Annotated in this window: 18 protein-coding genes and 2 tRNA genes; 9 read left to right on the forward strand and 11 right to left on the reverse strand. The window is 33.4% G+C overall.

The genetic code is table 11. From position 1 onward, the window contains the following. Positions 1 to 9: 9 nt before the first annotated feature. Complete coding sequence (gene recF, locus SLW70_RS07535; RefSeq protein ID WP_320891488.1) at positions 10 to 1,095, reverse strand: DNA replication/repair protein RecF; 1,086 nt, start codon at positions 1,093 to 1,095, stop codon at positions 10 to 12. A 243-nt stretch (positions 1,096 to 1,338) separates the two neighbouring features. Here recF and SLW70_RS07540 point away from each other — a divergent pair, with 243 nt between their 5' ends. The 6 genes from SLW70_RS07540 (at position 1,339) to SLW70_RS07565 (ending at position 7,600) form a co-directional block, all read left to right on the forward strand. After that, the gene (locus SLW70_RS07540; RefSeq protein ID WP_320891489.1) at positions 1,339 to 2,112 is read left to right on the forward strand and encodes a tetratricopeptide repeat protein; all 774 of its coding nucleotides are present in this window, start codon (positions 1,339 to 1,341) and stop codon (positions 2,110 to 2,112) included. A 114-nt stretch (positions 2,113 to 2,226) separates the two neighbouring features. Continuing rightward, positions 2,227 to 2,799 carry a 6,7-dimethyl-8-ribityllumazine synthase gene (ribH, locus tag SLW70_RS07545; protein ID WP_320891490.1) on the forward strand — a complete coding sequence of 191 codons (573 nt, stop codon included), beginning with the start codon at positions 2,227 to 2,229 and terminating at the stop codon, positions 2,797 to 2,799. 167 nt (positions 2,800 to 2,966) lie between these two features. Beyond that, a complete protein-coding gene (mutL, locus tag SLW70_RS07550) occupies positions 2,967 to 4,847 on the forward strand; it encodes a DNA mismatch repair endonuclease MutL (protein ID WP_320891491.1) in 1,881 nt (626 codons plus the stop codon). Beyond that, the gene (locus SLW70_RS07555) at positions 4,844 to 5,596 is read left to right on the forward strand and encodes a rhomboid family intramembrane serine protease (RefSeq protein ID WP_320891492.1); all 753 of its coding nucleotides are present in this window, start codon (positions 4,844 to 4,846) and stop codon (positions 5,594 to 5,596) included. Before mutL ends, SLW70_RS07555 begins: the two co-directional genes overlap by 4 nt. 24 nt (positions 5,597 to 5,620) lie before the next feature. Further along, on the forward strand, positions 5,621 to 6,484 hold the full coding sequence (locus SLW70_RS07560) for a rhomboid family intramembrane serine protease (protein ID WP_320891493.1): 864 nt from the start codon (positions 5,621 to 5,623) through the stop codon (positions 6,482 to 6,484). 69 nt (positions 6,485 to 6,553) lie between these two features. Next, entirely contained in the window at positions 6,554 to 7,600 is a 1,047-nt protein-coding gene (locus tag SLW70_RS07565; protein WP_320891494.1) for an endonuclease/exonuclease/phosphatase family protein, read from the forward strand. A 7-nt stretch (positions 7,601 to 7,607) separates the two neighbouring features. Here SLW70_RS07565 and SLW70_RS07570 read toward each other — a convergent pair whose 3' ends face one another. The 8 genes from SLW70_RS07570 to SLW70_RS07605 form a co-directional block, all read right to left on the reverse strand. Then, positions 7,608 to 8,234 (reverse strand): WbqC family protein, encoded by a 627-nt coding sequence (locus SLW70_RS07570; RefSeq protein WP_320891495.1) that lies wholly within the window; start codon positions 8,232 to 8,234, stop codon positions 7,608 to 7,610. Positions 8,235 to 8,314: 80 nt separating this feature from the next. Beyond that, positions 8,315 to 10,024: a signal peptidase I gene (gene lepB, locus SLW70_RS07575; protein ID WP_320891496.1), complete on the reverse strand. Its 1,710-nt coding sequence runs from the start codon at positions 10,022 to 10,024 to the stop codon at positions 8,315 to 8,317. 73 nt (positions 10,025 to 10,097) lie between these two features. Then, positions 10,098 to 10,238, reverse strand: a complete 141-nt coding sequence (locus SLW70_RS07580; RefSeq protein ID WP_320891816.1) for a hypothetical protein — start codon at positions 10,236 to 10,238, stop codon at positions 10,098 to 10,100. A gap of 73 nt (positions 10,239 to 10,311) precedes the next feature. Then, entirely contained in the window at positions 10,312 to 11,889 is a 1,578-nt protein-coding gene (gene lepB / locus SLW70_RS07585) for a signal peptidase I (RefSeq protein WP_320891497.1), read from the reverse strand. 36 nt (positions 11,890 to 11,925) lie between these two features. After that, the gene (gene dapB / locus SLW70_RS07590) at positions 11,926 to 12,627 is read right to left on the reverse strand and encodes a 4-hydroxy-tetrahydrodipicolinate reductase (RefSeq protein WP_320891498.1); all 702 of its coding nucleotides are present in this window, start codon (positions 12,625 to 12,627) and stop codon (positions 11,926 to 11,928) included. 54 nt (positions 12,628 to 12,681) lie between these two features. Next, the gene (locus SLW70_RS07595; protein ID WP_320891499.1) at positions 12,682 to 13,242 is read right to left on the reverse strand and encodes a DUF5683 domain-containing protein; all 561 of its coding nucleotides are present in this window, start codon (positions 13,240 to 13,242) and stop codon (positions 12,682 to 12,684) included. Next, entirely contained in the window at positions 13,242 to 14,141 is a 900-nt protein-coding gene (locus SLW70_RS07600; RefSeq protein WP_320891500.1) for a ParB/RepB/Spo0J family partition protein, read from the reverse strand. Before SLW70_RS07600 ends, SLW70_RS07595 begins: the two co-directional genes overlap by 1 nt. A 5-nt stretch (positions 14,142 to 14,146) precedes the next feature. Next, a complete protein-coding gene (locus SLW70_RS07605; protein WP_320891501.1) occupies positions 14,147 to 14,914 on the reverse strand; it encodes an AAA family ATPase in 768 nt (255 codons plus the stop codon). 236 nt (positions 14,915 to 15,150) lie between these two features. Here SLW70_RS07605 and SLW70_RS07610 point away from each other — a divergent pair. Beyond that, positions 15,151 to 15,228, forward strand: a tRNA-Pro gene (locus tag SLW70_RS07610). Positions 15,229 to 15,370: 142 nt separating this feature from the next. Here SLW70_RS07610 and SLW70_RS07615 read toward each other — a convergent pair. Next, a tRNA-Arg gene (locus SLW70_RS07615) sits at positions 15,371 to 15,444 on the reverse strand. A 115-nt stretch (positions 15,445 to 15,559) separates the two neighbouring features. Here SLW70_RS07615 and SLW70_RS07620 point away from each other — a divergent pair. Continuing rightward, positions 15,560 to 16,072 carry an adenine phosphoribosyltransferase gene (locus SLW70_RS07620; protein WP_320891502.1) on the forward strand — a complete coding sequence of 171 codons (513 nt, stop codon included), beginning with the start codon at positions 15,560 to 15,562 and terminating at the stop codon, positions 16,070 to 16,072. Here SLW70_RS07620 and SLW70_RS07625 read toward each other — a convergent pair. Continuing rightward, positions 16,069 to 16,209 (reverse strand): SsrA-binding protein, encoded by a 141-nt coding sequence (locus SLW70_RS07625; protein WP_320891771.1) that lies wholly within the window; start codon positions 16,207 to 16,209, stop codon positions 16,069 to 16,071. The genes SLW70_RS07620 and SLW70_RS07625 overlap by 4 nt on opposite strands. 292 nt (positions 16,210 to 16,501) lie before the next feature. Here SLW70_RS07625 and SLW70_RS07630 point away from each other — a divergent pair, with 292 nt between their 5' ends. Beyond that, a complete protein-coding gene (locus SLW70_RS07630) occupies positions 16,502 to 17,152 on the forward strand; it encodes a TatD family hydrolase (protein ID WP_320891504.1) in 651 nt (216 codons plus the stop codon). Positions 17,153 to 17,184 lie beyond the last annotated feature (32 nt).

Below are 17,184 nucleotides of genomic sequence, written 5' to 3' on the forward strand. Positions count from 1 at the left end.
TTCTTTTTGTTAGGCTTGTAAATGTATTATTTGGTAGGATTGATGAGTTGATTTTACAATGGTTTCTGTTCGCTCTGGATGTGTGTCTGATATAAAAAGTTGGCCAAAGGCATCACTATTAACCATTTCAACAATTTTAGAAACCCGACTTTCATCTAATTTGTCAAAAATATCATCAAAGAGTAAAATAGGTTTTACGCCGCTTTGCTTTTTTAAGAAATCGAATTGCGCTAGTTTCAATGCAATTAAAAATGATTTTTGCTGTCCTTGAGAGCCAAATTTTTTAATAGGATGATGGTCGATTTCAAAAGATAAGTCGTCTTTATGTGTGCCGACGCTGGTGTATTGCAGTGCACGGTCTTTGTTGAGGTTTTCCTCTAGTAGGGTTTGTAAATCTTTTTCGAATAAATGACTTTCGTAAACAAGCTGTACACTTTCAGCCGAACCAGTTATGGTTTGGTGATGCGTGTTGAAAATGGGAACAAATTCTTCAATAAAAGCTTTTCTTTTCTCGAAAATGTATTGCGCAAATGTATCCAGTTGCTCGTTATAGATAGATAAAGTGTCTTTTTCAAAAACATGATTCAGGGCAAAATATTTAAGCAAAGCATTTCTTTGACTCATTGTTTTTTGATACTGAATCAATTGTTGCAAATATTTTGAGTCAAGTTGTGATATAACACTATCCATGAATTTTCGGCGTGTCTCACTTCCTTCAATAATCAAGTCTCTGTCGGCTGGTGAAATAATTACTAACGGGATAAAACCAATATGATCTGAAAATTTATCATAAGCTTTGCCGTTGCGTTTAAGGATTTTCTTTTGTCCTTTTTTCAAACTGCAAACTAATTGCTCATTGCGCTCTTCTTTAATGAATTCGGCATCAATGACAAAAAACTCCTCTCCGTGTTTGATGTTTTGGACAGCAAGGGGATTAAAATAACTTTTGCCGTAAGCGAGATGATAAATAGCATCTAAGACATTTGTTTTTCCGATACCGTTCTTCCCAACAAAGCAAATAATCTTCCCGTCAAACTCAAAATTGGCTTCTGAGAAATTTTTGTAATTGAATAAGGATATTTTTTTTAAATACATTATAAAGGCTTACTGATATTGGGATTTATTATCTTGAGTTGGCTTTTTGAAAGTGTGCGCAAATTATTGAAAATTTTTGAGATAAATTGCTTTTGAGGTTTTATCTACGTTAAATGTTTTGAAGTAACGGAAGGCTTCTAGTGATTGTAATCTTTTATTTTTTAAAATAAATATAAAAAAGGTAATTTTTTGCGTGAGTTTGAATAAAAATTTTATTTTTGCGGTTCACTAAATTAAATTTAAATGGCTACTTATAATAAAAGAGGATATAAAACACCAAAAGAAAAAGAAGTAAAAGACGTTGCAGAAGATGTAATGATTGATGAAAAAGACAGTACAACTGCTGAAGTGTTTTCTAAACTTGACGAAACTGCTTCAATTACAGAGGACTGGGTTGCTAAGAATCAAAAAATAATTATTGGTTTTGTAGGAGCTGTTGCTTTGTTTACTGTTGGTTATTTAGTATTCCAAAAGTTTATTTCTGAGCCTAAACAAAATGAAGCTGCTGACGAAATGTTTGTAGCACAACAAAATTTTGAAAAAGCAACAAATGGTATTGCAAGTGATTCCCTTTATAAATTATCATTGAACGGTTCTGAAGGTAAATTTGGTTTTATCAAGATTGCTGATGAATATTCTGGTACTGATGCTGGAAATTTAGCTAATTATTATGCCGGTATCGCTTTCTTGAACACAGGAAAATATACTGAAGCTATTGATTATTTAAGTAAATTCAAATCTGATGATATGATTTTGAGTGCTTTGGCAAAAGGAGCGATTGGTGATGCTCACTCTCAAAAAAATGAACAAGAAGATGCATTGTCATTTTATGTAAAAGCAGCAGAGACCAATAAAAATGATTTTACAACACCTCGTTTCTTGTTGAAAGCTGGAAAAACAGCTTTAGCTTTAGGGAAAAAAGAAGATGCTTTGAAATTCTTTACAGATATTAAAGATAATTATGATACAACTCCAGAAGCTGCTTCTGTTGATGTATTGATTGGAATGGCACAATAAAAGAATAAAATTTACTAGTACTAATAAATAAGTGCAATTAAGATTTAATTTTTCTTAGTTGCACTTATTTTATTAATTTTAATACTCAATTTTTAAACTGTAAACAGATACAAGATGGCAACAGAAAATAAAAATTTATCGGTTTATGATAAAAGTACACTTCCTAATGCGAAAGATTTTCGTTTTGGGGTAGTCGTTTCAGAGTGGAATGAAGAAATTACTGAAGGACTTTATAAAGGAGCTTTGGAGGCTTTTTTGGATAATGAAGTTCCTGCATCTCAGATAATTCGTTGGAATGTTCCTGGAAGTTTTGAATTGATTTACGGATGCAAAAAGATGCTTCAAACTCAAAATGTAGATGCGGTAATTGCAATAGGGTGTGTTATTCAAGGGCAAACCAAGCATTTTGATTTTGTTTGCGAAGGAGTTACTCAAGGGATTAAAGACTTAAATGTGCAAACAGATATTCCTGTTATCTTTTGTGTTTTAACAGATAATACGATGCAGCAGTCTATTGATAGAAGTGGAGGGATTCACGGAAACAAAGGAACTGAAGCAGCTATTGCAGCAATCAAGATGGCGTATATCCGTCAACAAGCTTCATTGGCACACGATTACAAAAAACAACCTTTATTAGCTTCTGGTGCTTTGCAAATTGAAGGTTCCCCTTTGAAGCTAGAAGAATAAATAATTGAATTAATTCATTTGTAAACCTATACTGTTCAAAAAAACAGTGTAGGTTTTTTTGTTTTATTTATGATTGTGGAAACGCCAAAAGCCGCTAGAAATTTATTAAATTTGCGGGGCTTAGTTATGCCCTGAAACTAATTACTGAAAACCGAATACTGAAAAAAATGTCGAGTATTATTCAATTACTTCCTGATCATGTTGCCAACCAAATTGCCGCTGGAGAAGTCGTTCAACGGCCAGCTTCAGTAGTCAAAGAGTTGCTTGAAAATGCTGTTGATGCCAAAGCTACTGATATTAAATTAATTATTAAAGATGCAGGAAAAGCATTGGTTCAAGTTATTGATAATGGTTTAGGAATGTCTGTGACAGATGCGCGATTGTGTTTTGAGCGTCATGCCACCTCCAAGATTCGTCAAGCGGAGGATTTATTTTCTTTAGGAACCAAAGGATTTCGTGGAGAGGCCTTGGCGTCTATTGCTGCAATTGCGCATGTAGAGATGAAAACCAAGCAAGATCAAGAAGAGCTAGGGACACAAATTGTTATCGAAGGGAGTAAGTTTGTTTCTCAGGAGGCAGCGGTGTTGCCTAAAGGGACATCGTTTGCGGTTAAGAATTTGTTTTTTAATATTCCGGCGCGTCGTAATTTCTTGAAATCGGATACGGTGGAATACCGTCATATTATTGATGAATTTCAGAGAGTAGCATTAGCGCATTCGAATATTCATTTTACTTTTTACCATAATGGAAGTGAAATGTTTAATTTGCCTGCTTCGACTTTAAGACAGCGAATTGTCAATATATTTTCGGGTAAAACCAATGAGAAATTGGTTCCTGTTCAAGAAGAAACCGAAATTGTAACGATTCAAGGTTTTGTCAGCAAACCTGAATTTGCTAAAAAGAGCAGGGGAGAGCAATTCTTTTTTGTGAATGACCGATTTATAAAAAGTGGTTATTTGCATCATGCTATTATGGCGGCTTATGATGGTATCTTGAAAGACGGGGCACAACCGAGTTATTTTTTATATTTGGATGTGCCGCCAAATACGATTGATATTAACATTCATCCTACTAAAACAGAAATTAAATTTGATGATGAGCATGCTTTGTATGCTATTTTAAGAGCGTCAATCAAACATAGTTTAGGGCAATTCAATATTGCGCCTGTTTTAGATTTTGATAGAGATGCAAATTTAGATACACCTTATAATTTTAAAGATTTAGAAGGGAAAACACCAACAATACAAGTTGATAGAAGTTTTAATCCGTTTTCGGATGATAAAGTTAATAAGCATTATTCGGGTGGTGGAAGTTCTAGTTCTAGTTTTAATTCAGCTTATAGAAAACCTGAGCCAGTGGCACATTGGGAAAGTTTGTATGTAGGGTTAGAACAGGATACTGAAATGGAAGAAGAAAGTGCTATTAGTTTTGAAACTGAAGAAGTAACGGGTTCTTTGTTCAATGATGAAGAAGTAGAGCAGACGGTTCAAAACACCTATCAAATTCATAAAAAATACATTGTATCACCTATCAAATCTGGAATGGTGATTGTAGATCAACAACGAGCACACCAACGTGTTTTGTATGAGCAGTTTCTAACAAATATGACGGTGCATCAAGCATCAAGTCAGCAGTTGTTGTTTCCGTTAGAATTGTATTTTTCATCAACTGAGATGGAGTTGATTGATGAACTGAAAATGTCTTTGGTTAATACTGGTTTTATTTTTGATGAAACGCATAAAGAACAAGTCGTAATTTCTGGAATTCCTGTTAATGTAGTCGAAAGCGAAGTTTCGATGCTTTTAGAACAATTAATAGGTGATTTACAAGACGGTATACCTGAAAATAGTTTTAGTCAAAACGATTCTATAGCCAAGTCGATGGCCAAGAGTTTGGCAGTAAAAACAGGAACAATATTAACAATAAAAGAACAAGAGAATTTAGTCAACGGACTTTTTGCTTGCAAAGAGCCAAATGTTTCTCCTTTTCAAAAACCAACTTTCATCACCATGCGTGTGGAGGATATAGATAAAAAATTTGCAATATGATGAATGTTACCCCAACAGTTAAGCAATTATTGATAATCAATATTTTGTTTTTTATTGGAACTCAAATAGTAGGTGAGCCGGCCTATCAATTCTTGGCTATGTTTTTTCCTGAAAATCAAAATTTTCAAGGTTGGCAAGTCATCTCCCATATGTTTATGCACGGCGGTTTGATGCATATTTTCTTTAATATGTTTGCTTTGTATTCCTTTGGTTCAGCTTTAGAACATTTTTGGGGCGGAAAGAAATTTTTATTTTTTTATATCTCATGTGGGATAGGTGCTGCTTTATTGCATACTGGAATTAATTATTATTATTTTAATGAAGCCTTAGATATTATAACGGCTAATGGTTTTACTAAATCAGAAGTATTAAACCTTTTAAATCAAGGGAAAATCAATACACTTTGGCAAGAGGTGTTAACGGTTTCTCAATTTCAGAATTTCACTAGTGCCTTTGGAGGTGTGGTTGTAGGGGCATCAGGAGCTATTTATGGTGTTGTAGTCGCTTTTGCCTATATGTTTCCAAATGCAGAATTATCTCTGTTATTTTTGCCAGTACCGATAAAAGCTAAATATTTTGTGCCGGGAATTTTAGCGATTGATTTATTTTTAGGATTAAAAGGTCAGTCTATTTTTGGTGCAGGAAGCACTGGGATTGCGCATTTTGCTCATTTAGGTGGTGCTATTACTGGATTTTTGATGATGTGGTTTTGGAAGAAAAATCAATTTAATGATAATCGTTGGAACTAGTTTTTAGAAATTAATTCAAAAAGCATGAATATATTAGATGATTTAAAATTGCAATATAAATTAGGTGGAGTTACCAATAGGTTAATCTACTGGAACGTGGGTTGTTTTTTAATTTCACTTGTTTTTTTCTATCAATTTCAAGCGGGGCAATTTAATTATCCGTTTTGGCTAGCGCTTAATACGGATGCCTCCCAATTTTTGATTGCGCCATGGACTTTTTTATCATATGCTTTTTTTCATGATGGGTTTATGCACTTGCTGTTTAATATGATTGTTTTAAATTTTTCTAGTCATTTATTCTTGACCTATTTTACCCAAAAACAGCTTTTGGGGTTGTATTTTTTGGGGGCTATTTTTGCGGGTGTTGTTTTTGTATTCACTTATTATTTAATGAATATTAGTACTGGAATAGTAGGTGCTTCTGCGGCAATTATGGCTGTTTTAATGGCCGTCACAACTTATCAGCCCTTGATGAATGTACGTTTGTTATTGATAGGAAATGTCAAGCTATGGCACATCACTGCGGTGATTTTGATTTTGGACTTGATGCAGTTTCGTTTAAGTAATACTGGTGGCCATATTTCGCATTTATCAGGAGCATTTTTTGGTTTCGTTTTTATTAAGTTGCTACAAAACGGTGTTGACTTAAGTAAACTGGTTTCGGCTTTTATCGATTTTTTTGTAAATCTGTTCAATAAATCGAATAAAACTCCGTTTAAAAAGGTGCATAAGAATTACTCTAAGCCAGCAGAAAAAAGGGCCTCTAGAATAGTAACGAAAGACAAGTCGCAACAACAGATTGATGAGATTTTAGATAAAATTAGTCAGTCGGGTTATGATAGTTTAACTAAAGAGGAAAAAGAGTTTTTATTCAAGGTTGGAAAATGATTTTGTTTAGCTTTTTGGAGTTAGGTCAATCACCTTTAACTACGAAATTTAAACTTTAAATATAAAAAAATGAAAAAACTTTCGTGGTTTAATAGGGGAATGTTTTTTTTAAATATCGTATTGACAGTTGTCACCTTTATCGCTTACATTTTGCCTTTTTTGGCGCCTAAAATGTTTCCGATATTGTCTGTATTGACGCTTTTTATGCCTGTATTTTTTATTTTAAATGGCTTGTTTTTCTTGTATTGGGCCATACAGTTTAAAAAGCGAATGGTGCTTTCGGGTTTGGTACTGTTAATGGGAATTACATTTATCAATAAGTTTTACAAATTTTCAACTAAAGAGTATCCGGATGACGAAAAGGATTTTGTTGTGATGAGTTATAATGTACGCTTGTTGAATCTTTTTAAATGGTTGGATAAAACTTATGTGCCACAAGATATATTGGCTTTCATTAATGATAAAAACCCAAATATTCTATGTATTCAAGAGTATTCGCATTCAGCACATATTGATTTAAAAGTGTATCCTCATAAATATATTGTTATGACGGGTAATAAAATTAAAACTGGTCAGGCGATTTTTTCTAAATTTCCAATTATCGATCAGGGGAATATTGTGTTTCCTAACTCTAATAATAATGTGATATTTGCTGATATAAAAAAAGGGAAGGATATTATTCGTGTCTATAATATGCATTTGCAATCCATTAAAATTTCGCCAGATGTAAATGAGATTTCTGAAAATATAGATGCAATGAATCAAGGGAAATCTCAAATGATGCTTTTTAGAATTAGTAAAGCCTTTAAACAACAACAAGAGCAAGCTGAAATTTTAAAGGAGCACAAAAGAGAGTGTAAATACCCTATGATTATTTGTGGGGATATGAATAACAGTGCTTTTTCTTATGTGTATCGAAATATCAAAGGCAATTTAAAAGATAGCTTTGAAGAAGCTGGATTAGGTTTTGGACAAACCTATAAATTCCGTTATTATCCAGCTCGAATTGACTACATCTTTGTTGATAATAGTATGGTGGTAAAGAAATTTGAGAGTTTCTCAGACTTTGAAAACTCAGATCATTATCCTATTATGGCAAAATTATCTTTGGATTAGTCTCCGACTACGGTATTATTAGTGTTTGATTCTTTAAGTAATCAATCGTAAATTTTCCTTCATTAAATAATAAGTCCAAAATACTTAGGTTATTGATAAATCCAAATTTGTCATCAAATACCTGAGGGTAAGGCTCGAATATGGAAGTGTCTTTTTTTCCATTTGCCAAAAAGCGATAATCTTTTGTAGTGTTTAAATCGACTTCATGGAAATATTCAGTCGTTATGGTGTAGTCTAATTTTAATCGAAGGCATTTGGTTAAAATGTCAAAAGTTTCGAAGTTTAAATCCATCAAAAATTTGTGTTTTTTTTCAAATATAGGTTGGATATCATCTTCGAAATATTCAAAAAAAGGAGAGCTTCGATAAGCCGCTTCCAGTGATTTGAAGTGTTGTTTTTGCCAATCAAATTCGGGTTCGATTTGAATGTCTTTGGTTTTTTGTCTTTTTTGTTTCGAATGCTTAATCGGAATGTTTAATAGCTGAATTCCGTTTGGACTATAGATATACGTACGATTTCTATTGGTTTGTTTTTGAAAGTTATCTTCTACTTCAAATACAATTTTTTCCGCCTGAATCATCGCAGCAAATTGGCTAATCGAAGGGAAGTAAGTAGGGTGAAGTAGGGTGTTCATTTTGTTTTAAGTTTCAATTTTTAATTTTCAAGTTTCAGGTGTCACGTTTTGCAAACCTGAAACTTTAAACATTTTTTATATTAATCTTCTTGATTCGCTTTTCTTTTGTTCCAAAAATGTTCTCCAACAAAATACAAGGCTAGGAAAATTAGAAAATATCTAAAATACGATTGAGGTTGTCCTTCACCACTTACAGTCGTGAAAACTCTGTCCCAACGTACTTTGTTGATGCCTTTGCCGTTAGTATCCCAACTCATCCAGATAAAAATAGGTTTCCCTACAATATGATTTTCTGGCGTATATCCAAAATAACGTGCGTCTAGTGAATTATGACGATTGTCCCCCATCATCCAATAATAATCTTGTTTAAAAGTATATGATGTAGCAATTTGACCATTAATTTTGATAAGATCACCATTGATTTTTAAGTCATTATTTTCATATTCTTGAATGATTGTTTTGTAAAAAGGTAATGTTTTTTTGTCAATAGTGACAGTTGCTCCTTTTTTAGGTATGTAAATTGGACCGAAGTTATCAACATTCCATTTATTTGTAGTAGAAGGTTTTCCGTCCTTAAAGTCTGGAAAAATACCATCTTCATTTTCAACACTAATTCTTCTTTCAATTGATGCAATTCTTGAATCAGTTTTTAGTTTTTCGTACTTTTCTTTCGTAAGGTTTCCGTAAAATAATGATTTTGAAAAGGTTAAATTTAATTTATTAAATAAATTTTGATTAATTGCTCCAGTTACAACTGACTTTAAGCTATCTCTACTTGCTTCTTCAAATTTGTAAACATTGATTAATTCATTTTTTACTTCAGGTCTATCCCATATTTGATTACTTATTTCGAATAAATCATAAGATTCGGAAATTTGATAGTCAATTTTAATATCATCGGATAAACCTTCTTTTAATTTGATTTTGTAAAAAAATTGGGGTTTAGCTCTTTCTGGTAGTTGAAGTTTTTTACCATTAATATACACATCTCCATTTTTAATTTCTAATGAATCACCAGCAATACCAACACAACGCTTGACATAATTTGTTTTTTTGTCAATTGGTTTTTCGTATCGTTTATCTGCAGATTTGTACATATTAAACAAAGTATCCGTTGGCCAATTAAAAACAACAATGTCGTTATTTTTAATTTTTTCAAAACCAGGTAATCTAAAGTAAGGTAATTGAGGCCAAGAACAATAAGACTTTATGTTTATAACTGGAATTGTGTCGTGGACCATTGGAGCAGCAATAGTAGTCATTGGGGTTCTTGCACCATAATTATATTTGCTCACAAATAAAAAATCTCCTATTAGTAGTGATTTTTCTAAAGATGAAGTTGGAATAGTATAGGGTTGAATGAAATAAGTATGGACTAATGTTGCTACAATAATAGCAAAAAGGAGTGAACTTACCGTATCAGCAGTTTTGTTTGCTGGAGTAAGTTTTCTGTCTGCAACATACTCTAATTTTTGAGTGTAATTAATGTAGTATATGTATAAACCAAAAGTAAGAATGACTAATAATGTGTCCGTCGTTGTGCATCTTCTAAAACTTCTTATCGTTTCGACCAATATTACAGGAAACATAATCAGGTTAATGATGGGGATAAATAACAAGATTGTCCACCAAGTAGGACGACCAATAATTTTCATTAAAATAATGGCATTGTAAACAGGTATTGCTGCTTCCCATTTTTTTCTTCCAGTTGCTTCATATAGTTTCCATGTTCCTAAAAAATGAACTATTTGAATAATAAGGAAAAGTACAAACCAATTATTTAGTGTCATTACCCTTTAAATTATATGATTAGTATTTGCTGCTAAGCAGATTTTCATGCTTTTATATCTTTTTTTTGCTAAGCTATTCAGTTGCTATAAGTCCTGTTTTAGTTAGTTTGTTTTGAAAGTTATCTTCTACTTCAAATACAATTTTTTCCGCCTGAATCATCGCTGCAAATTGGCTAATCGAAGGGAAGTAAGTAGGGTGAAGTAGGGTGTTCATTTTGTTTCAAGTTTCAAGTTTCAGGTGTCCCGTTTTGTAAATTTGAAACCTGAAACTTTAAACATTTTTTATATTAATCTTCTTGATTCGCTTTTCTTTTGTTCCAAAAATGTTCTCCAACAAAATACAAGGCTAGGAAAATTAGAAAATATCTAAAATACGATTGAGGTTGTCCTTCGCCACTTACAGTCGTGAAAACTCTGTCCCAACGTACTTTGTTGATGCCTTTGCCGTTAGTGTCCCAACTCATCCAGATAAAAATAGGTTTCCCTACAATATGATCTTCAGGTACAAAGCCCCAATAACGACTGTCTTCAGAGTTATGACGGTTATCACCCATCATCCAGTAGTAGTTTTGCTTAAACGTGTAACTGTTAACTACTTTGCCATTGATTCTGATTTCTTTTCCAGTGACTTTTAAGTCGTTTTTGTTACCGTTTTCGTCTGTTTCGTAATCAGTGATAATTCTTTGGTAGAATGGTAATGTTGCAAGGTTTAAGTCAACAGTTTTACCTTGTTCAGGAATATAAATAGGGCCATAGTTATCTCTATTCCATTTACCAATATGCGGAAAGATACCTTCCTCAGGACCTCTCATGATTTCTTGCTTTACAGCAGTAATTCCAGGTACATTTCTTAATCTCTCTGCACCAGCAGCTGTTAGGGCTCTAAAGTATAAAGTATCGCGTAAATTCTCGTCTTTGAATCCTGCTCCGTCCGTGATATCTAATTCTTTTACTAAGGATTGAAAATCAATAGGAGTTTTGCCGTCCAAGGCAACTGCATAAGAAAATTGAGGTTTTGCGCGTTCTGGTAATTGTAATACCTTTCCATCAATGTATACGATACCGTCTTTAATAGAAAGACTGTCTCCAGCTATACCAACACATCTTTTTACATAGTTTGATTTTTTATCAATAGGTTTGATAACCCCAGGTCTTCCTTTGGGTTCAAAAAAGTAATGTACAGTATCTACGGGCCAGTTGAAAACAACGATATCTGTTCTGTTTATTTTTTCAATTGCAGGTAAACGTAAATAAGGAAGTTGTGGCCAACTTAAATATGATTTTCTTTTGGTTGTGGGAATGGAGTCATGAACCATTGGTAAGGCTACTGTAGTCATTGGAACTCGAGCTCCATAATTGGCTTTACTAACAAATAAGAAATCTCCAATCAATAATGATTTCTCCAACGAAGATGTTGGAATCGTATAAGGCTGAATAAAGTAAGTGTGTACTAAGGTTGCTACAATAATAGCAAATAGTAAAGAGCTTATAGTGTCAGCTGTTTTGTTTTCAGGAGTAAGTTTTCTGTCTGTAACATGGTGTAATTCCTGAGTGTAATTGATATAGTAGATATATAGTCCACAAGTGATTATTCCTAAAAAAGTATCTAAAGAGGAGCGTTTTCCAAAACTTCTTAAGGTTTCAACCCAAATTACAGGAAACATAATCAGGTTGATGATAGGAATGAAAAGCAGAAGAGTCCACCATGTAGGACGACTGATAATTTTCATCAATACGATAGCATTGTACACAGGAATGGCAGCTTCCCATTTTTTTCTTCCTGCCGCTTCATACAGTTTCCATGTTCCTAAAAAATGAACTATTTGAATAAGAAGGAAAAATACAAACCATTGATATAGTGTCATAACTCTTTTTGATTAGTGGTTGATTACGTTTTTTAGTTACTGGATGTTTAATACATCTCTCATACTGAAAATCCCTTGTTTTCCTGCTAGCCATTCGGCAGCAACAACTGCGCCAAGAGCAAAACCTTCACGATTGTGGGCAGTATGTTTAATTTCGATACTATCGATACCAGAGTCATAGGTCACTGTATGCGTTCCTGGAACTTCTCCAGTACGTACTGCTTCAATATGAATCTCTGTTTGTTTAGCATTTTCAAGAGTCCAGTTAGTGTAATTGCTATTTTCTATTACTCCTTGAGCTAATGAAATAGCAGTACCACTAGGAGCGTCCAATTTATGGATATGGTGAATTTCTTCCATGGTTACGTTGTAGCCATCGATTTTAGCCATCATTTTAGCTAAATATTCATTTAGTCCAAAAAACAAGTTTACTCCTAAGCTAAAGTTAGAGCTTGAAATAAAACCGCCATTTTTTTCTTTACAAAGTGCTATCATTTCGTCATAACGGTCAAGCCATCCTGTAGTTCCTGAAACCACTGGTACATTAGCGTGGAAGCAACTAGAGATGTTGTCAACAGCAGCCATTGGGACACTAAAATCAATAGCGACATCAGCAGTTGAAAGTCCTTCGTAGGTGTTGAATTCGTCTTTTTTCAAAACAATTTCGTGGCCTCTTTCTAGAGCAATTCGTTCAATTACTTGACCCATTTTTCCGTATCCTAAAAGTGCTATTTTCATCTGTTATTTTTTATAAATTAAAAATATAAGTGTGGTTATATTTATTGTGTTTCTTTAAAAGCTGTAATTAATGGTAAGTCCCAAATTAGTTTTGGCATTCAAATCATTTTGGTATAGCGATGGCTTTAACGATAAATTTTCGTCGACATTGAATTGGAGTAATGCTGCATCAACATTAGCGTCAATGATATTTAGAACATAAAAACCAACCATAAATAGTGAAGATAAATCACGATTACGTTGGTAGAATTTTTGAGCGCTAATCAATCGGCTGTCGTCTAGATAACTGTATTTGTCATCTGTGAAGCCTTCTAGTCTTCGTTTATAAGCATCCCGAAACGAATTGTATTTTTTTTGACTGTCCAAGTAAAAGTAAAGACTTGTTCCTATGGCGCCATATACTAAAGGAATTTTCCAGTATTTTTTGTTGTAAGCTTGTCCTAGTCCTGGCAATACAGCCGAATAAAAGGCTGCTTTTGCAGGTGTCAAAGGATCAATATCGTTTGATTTTATTTTATCTTGGGAAGTGGTAGTTGTTTCTGTTTTTTTTTGTGCAAAAACAAATGAAGTTCCCATTATAAAAAGGAGTAGGTATATGGAAATTGATTTATTCACTATCCTTTAATTAATTCCACAATTCGTTTAAAATCTTCTTCTGATTTAAATGGAATTGTTATTTTTCCTTTTCCATTGCCCGCCACTTTTACGTCAACTAGATTGCCAAAGTAGTTGGTAAACGCTCGTTTTTGTTCTTCGTTTATTTCAAAAGAGGAAGCTTTGGCTTTGGTTGCTGGTTTTGGTTTTAAGCTTTCATGATAATTTTTTACCAAAGTTTCTGTGTCGCGTACCGAAAGATTTTGGCTTACAATTTTTTGGTAGATATCCGTTTGAACGTCTAAGTCTTCAATATTGATGATGGCACGACCATGACCCATGCTAATAAATCCATCTCTTATTCCGGTTTGGATAATTGGATCTAGTTTCAAAAGTCTTAAATAGTTTGCAATTGTAGAACGTTTTTTTCCTACTCGATCACTCATTTGTTCTTGCGTCAACTGGATTTCATCAATCAAACGTTGGTATGAAAGTGCAATCTCAATTGGATCTAAATCGTGACGCTGAATATTCTCTACCAATGCCATTACTAATGATTCATTATCATCAGCAATACGGATGTAAGCGGGAATAGTAGATAATCCCACAAGTGTCGAAGCACGAAGACGTCTTTCTCCAGAGATTAATTGGTATTTATTAAAATCTAATTTACGAACGGTAATCGGTTGGATAACCCCAAGTTCTTTTATCGATACTGCAAGTTCTTTTAAAGCTTCTTCGTTGAAATTGCTTCTGGGTTGAAACGGATTTATTTCAATAGCATCAATTTCTAACTCAATGATATTTCCAACGACTTTGTCAGCATTTTTGTCATTTGCCGATTTAATATCGTTTTCAGGATCTTTGAGTAGGGCAGATAAACCTCTTCCTAAGGCTTGTTTTTTTATTGCTTTTGCCATAAAATTTAGTTGCTATTTTTCTTAATTACTTCTTCGGCAAGGTGTAAATAATTAGTAGCACCTTTACTTGTTGCGTCATAGTTGATAATGCTTTCACCAAAACTTGGTGCTTCGCTCAACTTTACATTTCGTTGAATAATTGTTTCAAAAACCATGTCGTTAAAGTGTTTTTGAACTTCTTCGACAACTTGGTTAGATAATCTTAATCTTGAATCGTACATCGTTAGTAATAAACCTTCGATATCTAAGTCAGGATTGTGTATTTTTTGGATACTTTTAATTGTATTCAATAATTTACCTAGTCCTTCTAAAGCAAAATATTCGCACTGAATAGGGATAATCACTGAATCTGCAGCTGTTAGTGCATTCAATGTTAAAAGCCCTAGAGAAGGAGCACAGTCAATAATGATGTAATCATAGTTGTCTTTGATGTCTTCTAATGCTTTTTTAAGCATATATTCTCTGTTTTCTTTGTCTACCAATTCGATTTCGATGGCAACAAGGTCAATATGTGCAGGAATTACATCCACATTAGGAGCAGTACAACTAATGATAGCTTCGGATGGGATGTGACTGTGTTCAAGAATTTGGTAAGTACCAATTTCTACAGTTTCGACATCAATTCCTAACCCAGAACTAGCATTAGCTTGAGGGTCAGCATCAATTAATAAAACTTTTTTCTCTAAAACGCCTAAGGATGCTGCAAGGTTTACTGATGTTGTAGTTTTTCCAACGCCTCCTTTTTGATTAGCAATCGCAATGATTTTGCCCATTTATATAGTGTAAATTTTGAACGGTAAAAATACAATTATTTATGGTTTCTAAAAATCTAATTTGTTAACATTTGTTAATGCTTGATTAAGTTTGATTTGGCTAGAATTATTAATGAGGATTAAGGTTTTAGAAGGCGTAATTGTTGGGGTTAAATAAATGGAGAAATAAAAAATCGCAGCTTTTATTTAAAAAGTTTGTTTGAATGTAAAAAAGATGTATCTTTGCAGCCGCGTTACGGGGTGTAGCGTAGCCCGGTTATCGCGCCTGCTTTGGGAGCAGGAGGCCGCAGGTTCGAATCCTGCCACCCCGACCAAGAATCCTTTCTGTTTTTCAGGAAGGATTTTTTTGTTTAGGGCAAGTTTTTGTAGTAATCCCCGATAAATCGACTTTTTTGATGTATATCAAAAAAAAATCCTTAAACTACTTTTTTAAAGTGAGTTTAAGGATTTATGTTGTGACCTCGACTGGATTCAAACCAGTAACCTCTTGAGCCGTAATCAAGTGCGCTATTCAGTTGCGCCACGAGGCCTTTTTTGTTGCTAAACATTCAATTAGTTGGTATTAACTAATAAGTTGTTTGCGGGTGCAAATATAAGTATAAATGTGTAATTTGCAAGCCTAAAATAAAATTAAAATCAAAAAAAATGGCAATTAAGAATTATATACGTGATATTCAGGATTTTCCAAAAGAAGGAATACTGTTTAAAGACATCACTCCATTGTTGTTAGATCCAAAAGCGACTAAAGAATGCTTGCGAATTTTAGTAGATTCACTAGAAGGGCAACAGATAGATAAGGTAGTAGGAGCCGAAAGCCGTGGTTTTTTATTCGGAATGTTGTTAGCCCAAGAATTGAATGCAGGTTTTGTCCCTGTACGAAAACCAAATAAATTGCCTGCTGATACAATTTCGGTTTCTTATGATTTGGAATATGGCACAGATACTTTAGAAATTCACAAAGACGCTATTCAAAAAGGCGATAAGGTATTGATACACGACGATGTTTTGGCAACAGGAGGAACAGCAAAAGCAGTATGTGAATTGGTAGAAAAATTGGGAGGCGAAATTGTGCAACTCAATTTCTTAATGGAAATAAGCTTTCTTAATGGAAAAGAAAAGTTTGAAGGTAAAAAGGTATTCTCAGCGTTGAGTTATTAATCTAATGCTCGAGTAGTGATGTAATAGCGATACGCAATAATTGCCAACTGCCATTTTTTGGCTTTGGCCAAATCCAACTTTTGCTTGCTAAAGCTAGGAAGGATGATTTTGTTTATTTTGGCTAATATTGGAAACATCTTTTTCTCAAAGGTATTGATTTTTAATTCAACATAAAAACCCTTTGAAGTTCGAATCATAAACATTTCATTAGTTGTATCGTTAATATGGTACAGTACATTTATGCAAGATAGAGATTCATTTCTATTTTTAATCTCTGGCCAATTTTATTTATAGGTTTGAACCTATTGAAAATGTTCTAATTGTGCATTTACAACTATTTACACTATTTTTGCATTCAAAATTTATGAAGCTTTCCATTTATTTTCAAATTCAATTCGCAAACAACCGTTTGAATTTATAAGAGACAAAATGAATTATTTTAATTTACATACCCATACTTTTACGAATCAACTTGAGGTTTTAGAGCTAGTAAATCAATATCCTCAGGAATTTGATTCAAGTTTGACATCGTATTCGATTGGAATTCATCCTTTGTTTATTGATCAAGGGCGATTAGAAAGTGATTTTCAAATTCTAGAAAAGATGGTATCCTTGCCTGAATGTTTGGCAATAGGAGAATGTGGATTAGATAAACGTAGTGAAACATCTTTTGAACAGCAATTGGAGGTACTTGAGAGGCAATTACTGATAGCCGAAAAACATCAGAAACCTGTTGTTATACATTGTGTATTGGCTTTTCAGGAATTGGTTCAGTTAAAAGCAAAATTACAAATCACTACTCCAATAATAATTCATGGGTTTTCCAAAAAAGAACAGTTAGCCAAACAACTTATAGATAATGGATTTTATCTGTCATTTGGTAAAAATTTATTGAAAAATCCTGATTTAAAAACGGTGTTTTTAAGTACTCCAAATACTAAATATTTCCTTGAAACGGATATGATTGATGAAGGGATACAGGAAGTGTATGCTTTGGCAGCAAAATATAAAGAAGTTACTGTAACTGAAATACAAAATCAAGTGAATCATAATTTTCAAACCGTTTTCAAGCGAAGTTAAAACCTGAAACCTGAAACCTGAAACCTGAAACT

The sequence above is a fragment of the Flavobacterium sp. NG2 genome, assembly GCF_034119845.1.
In the GTDB taxonomy this organism is placed as follows: Bacteria; Bacteroidota; Bacteroidia; order Flavobacteriales; family Flavobacteriaceae; genus Flavobacterium.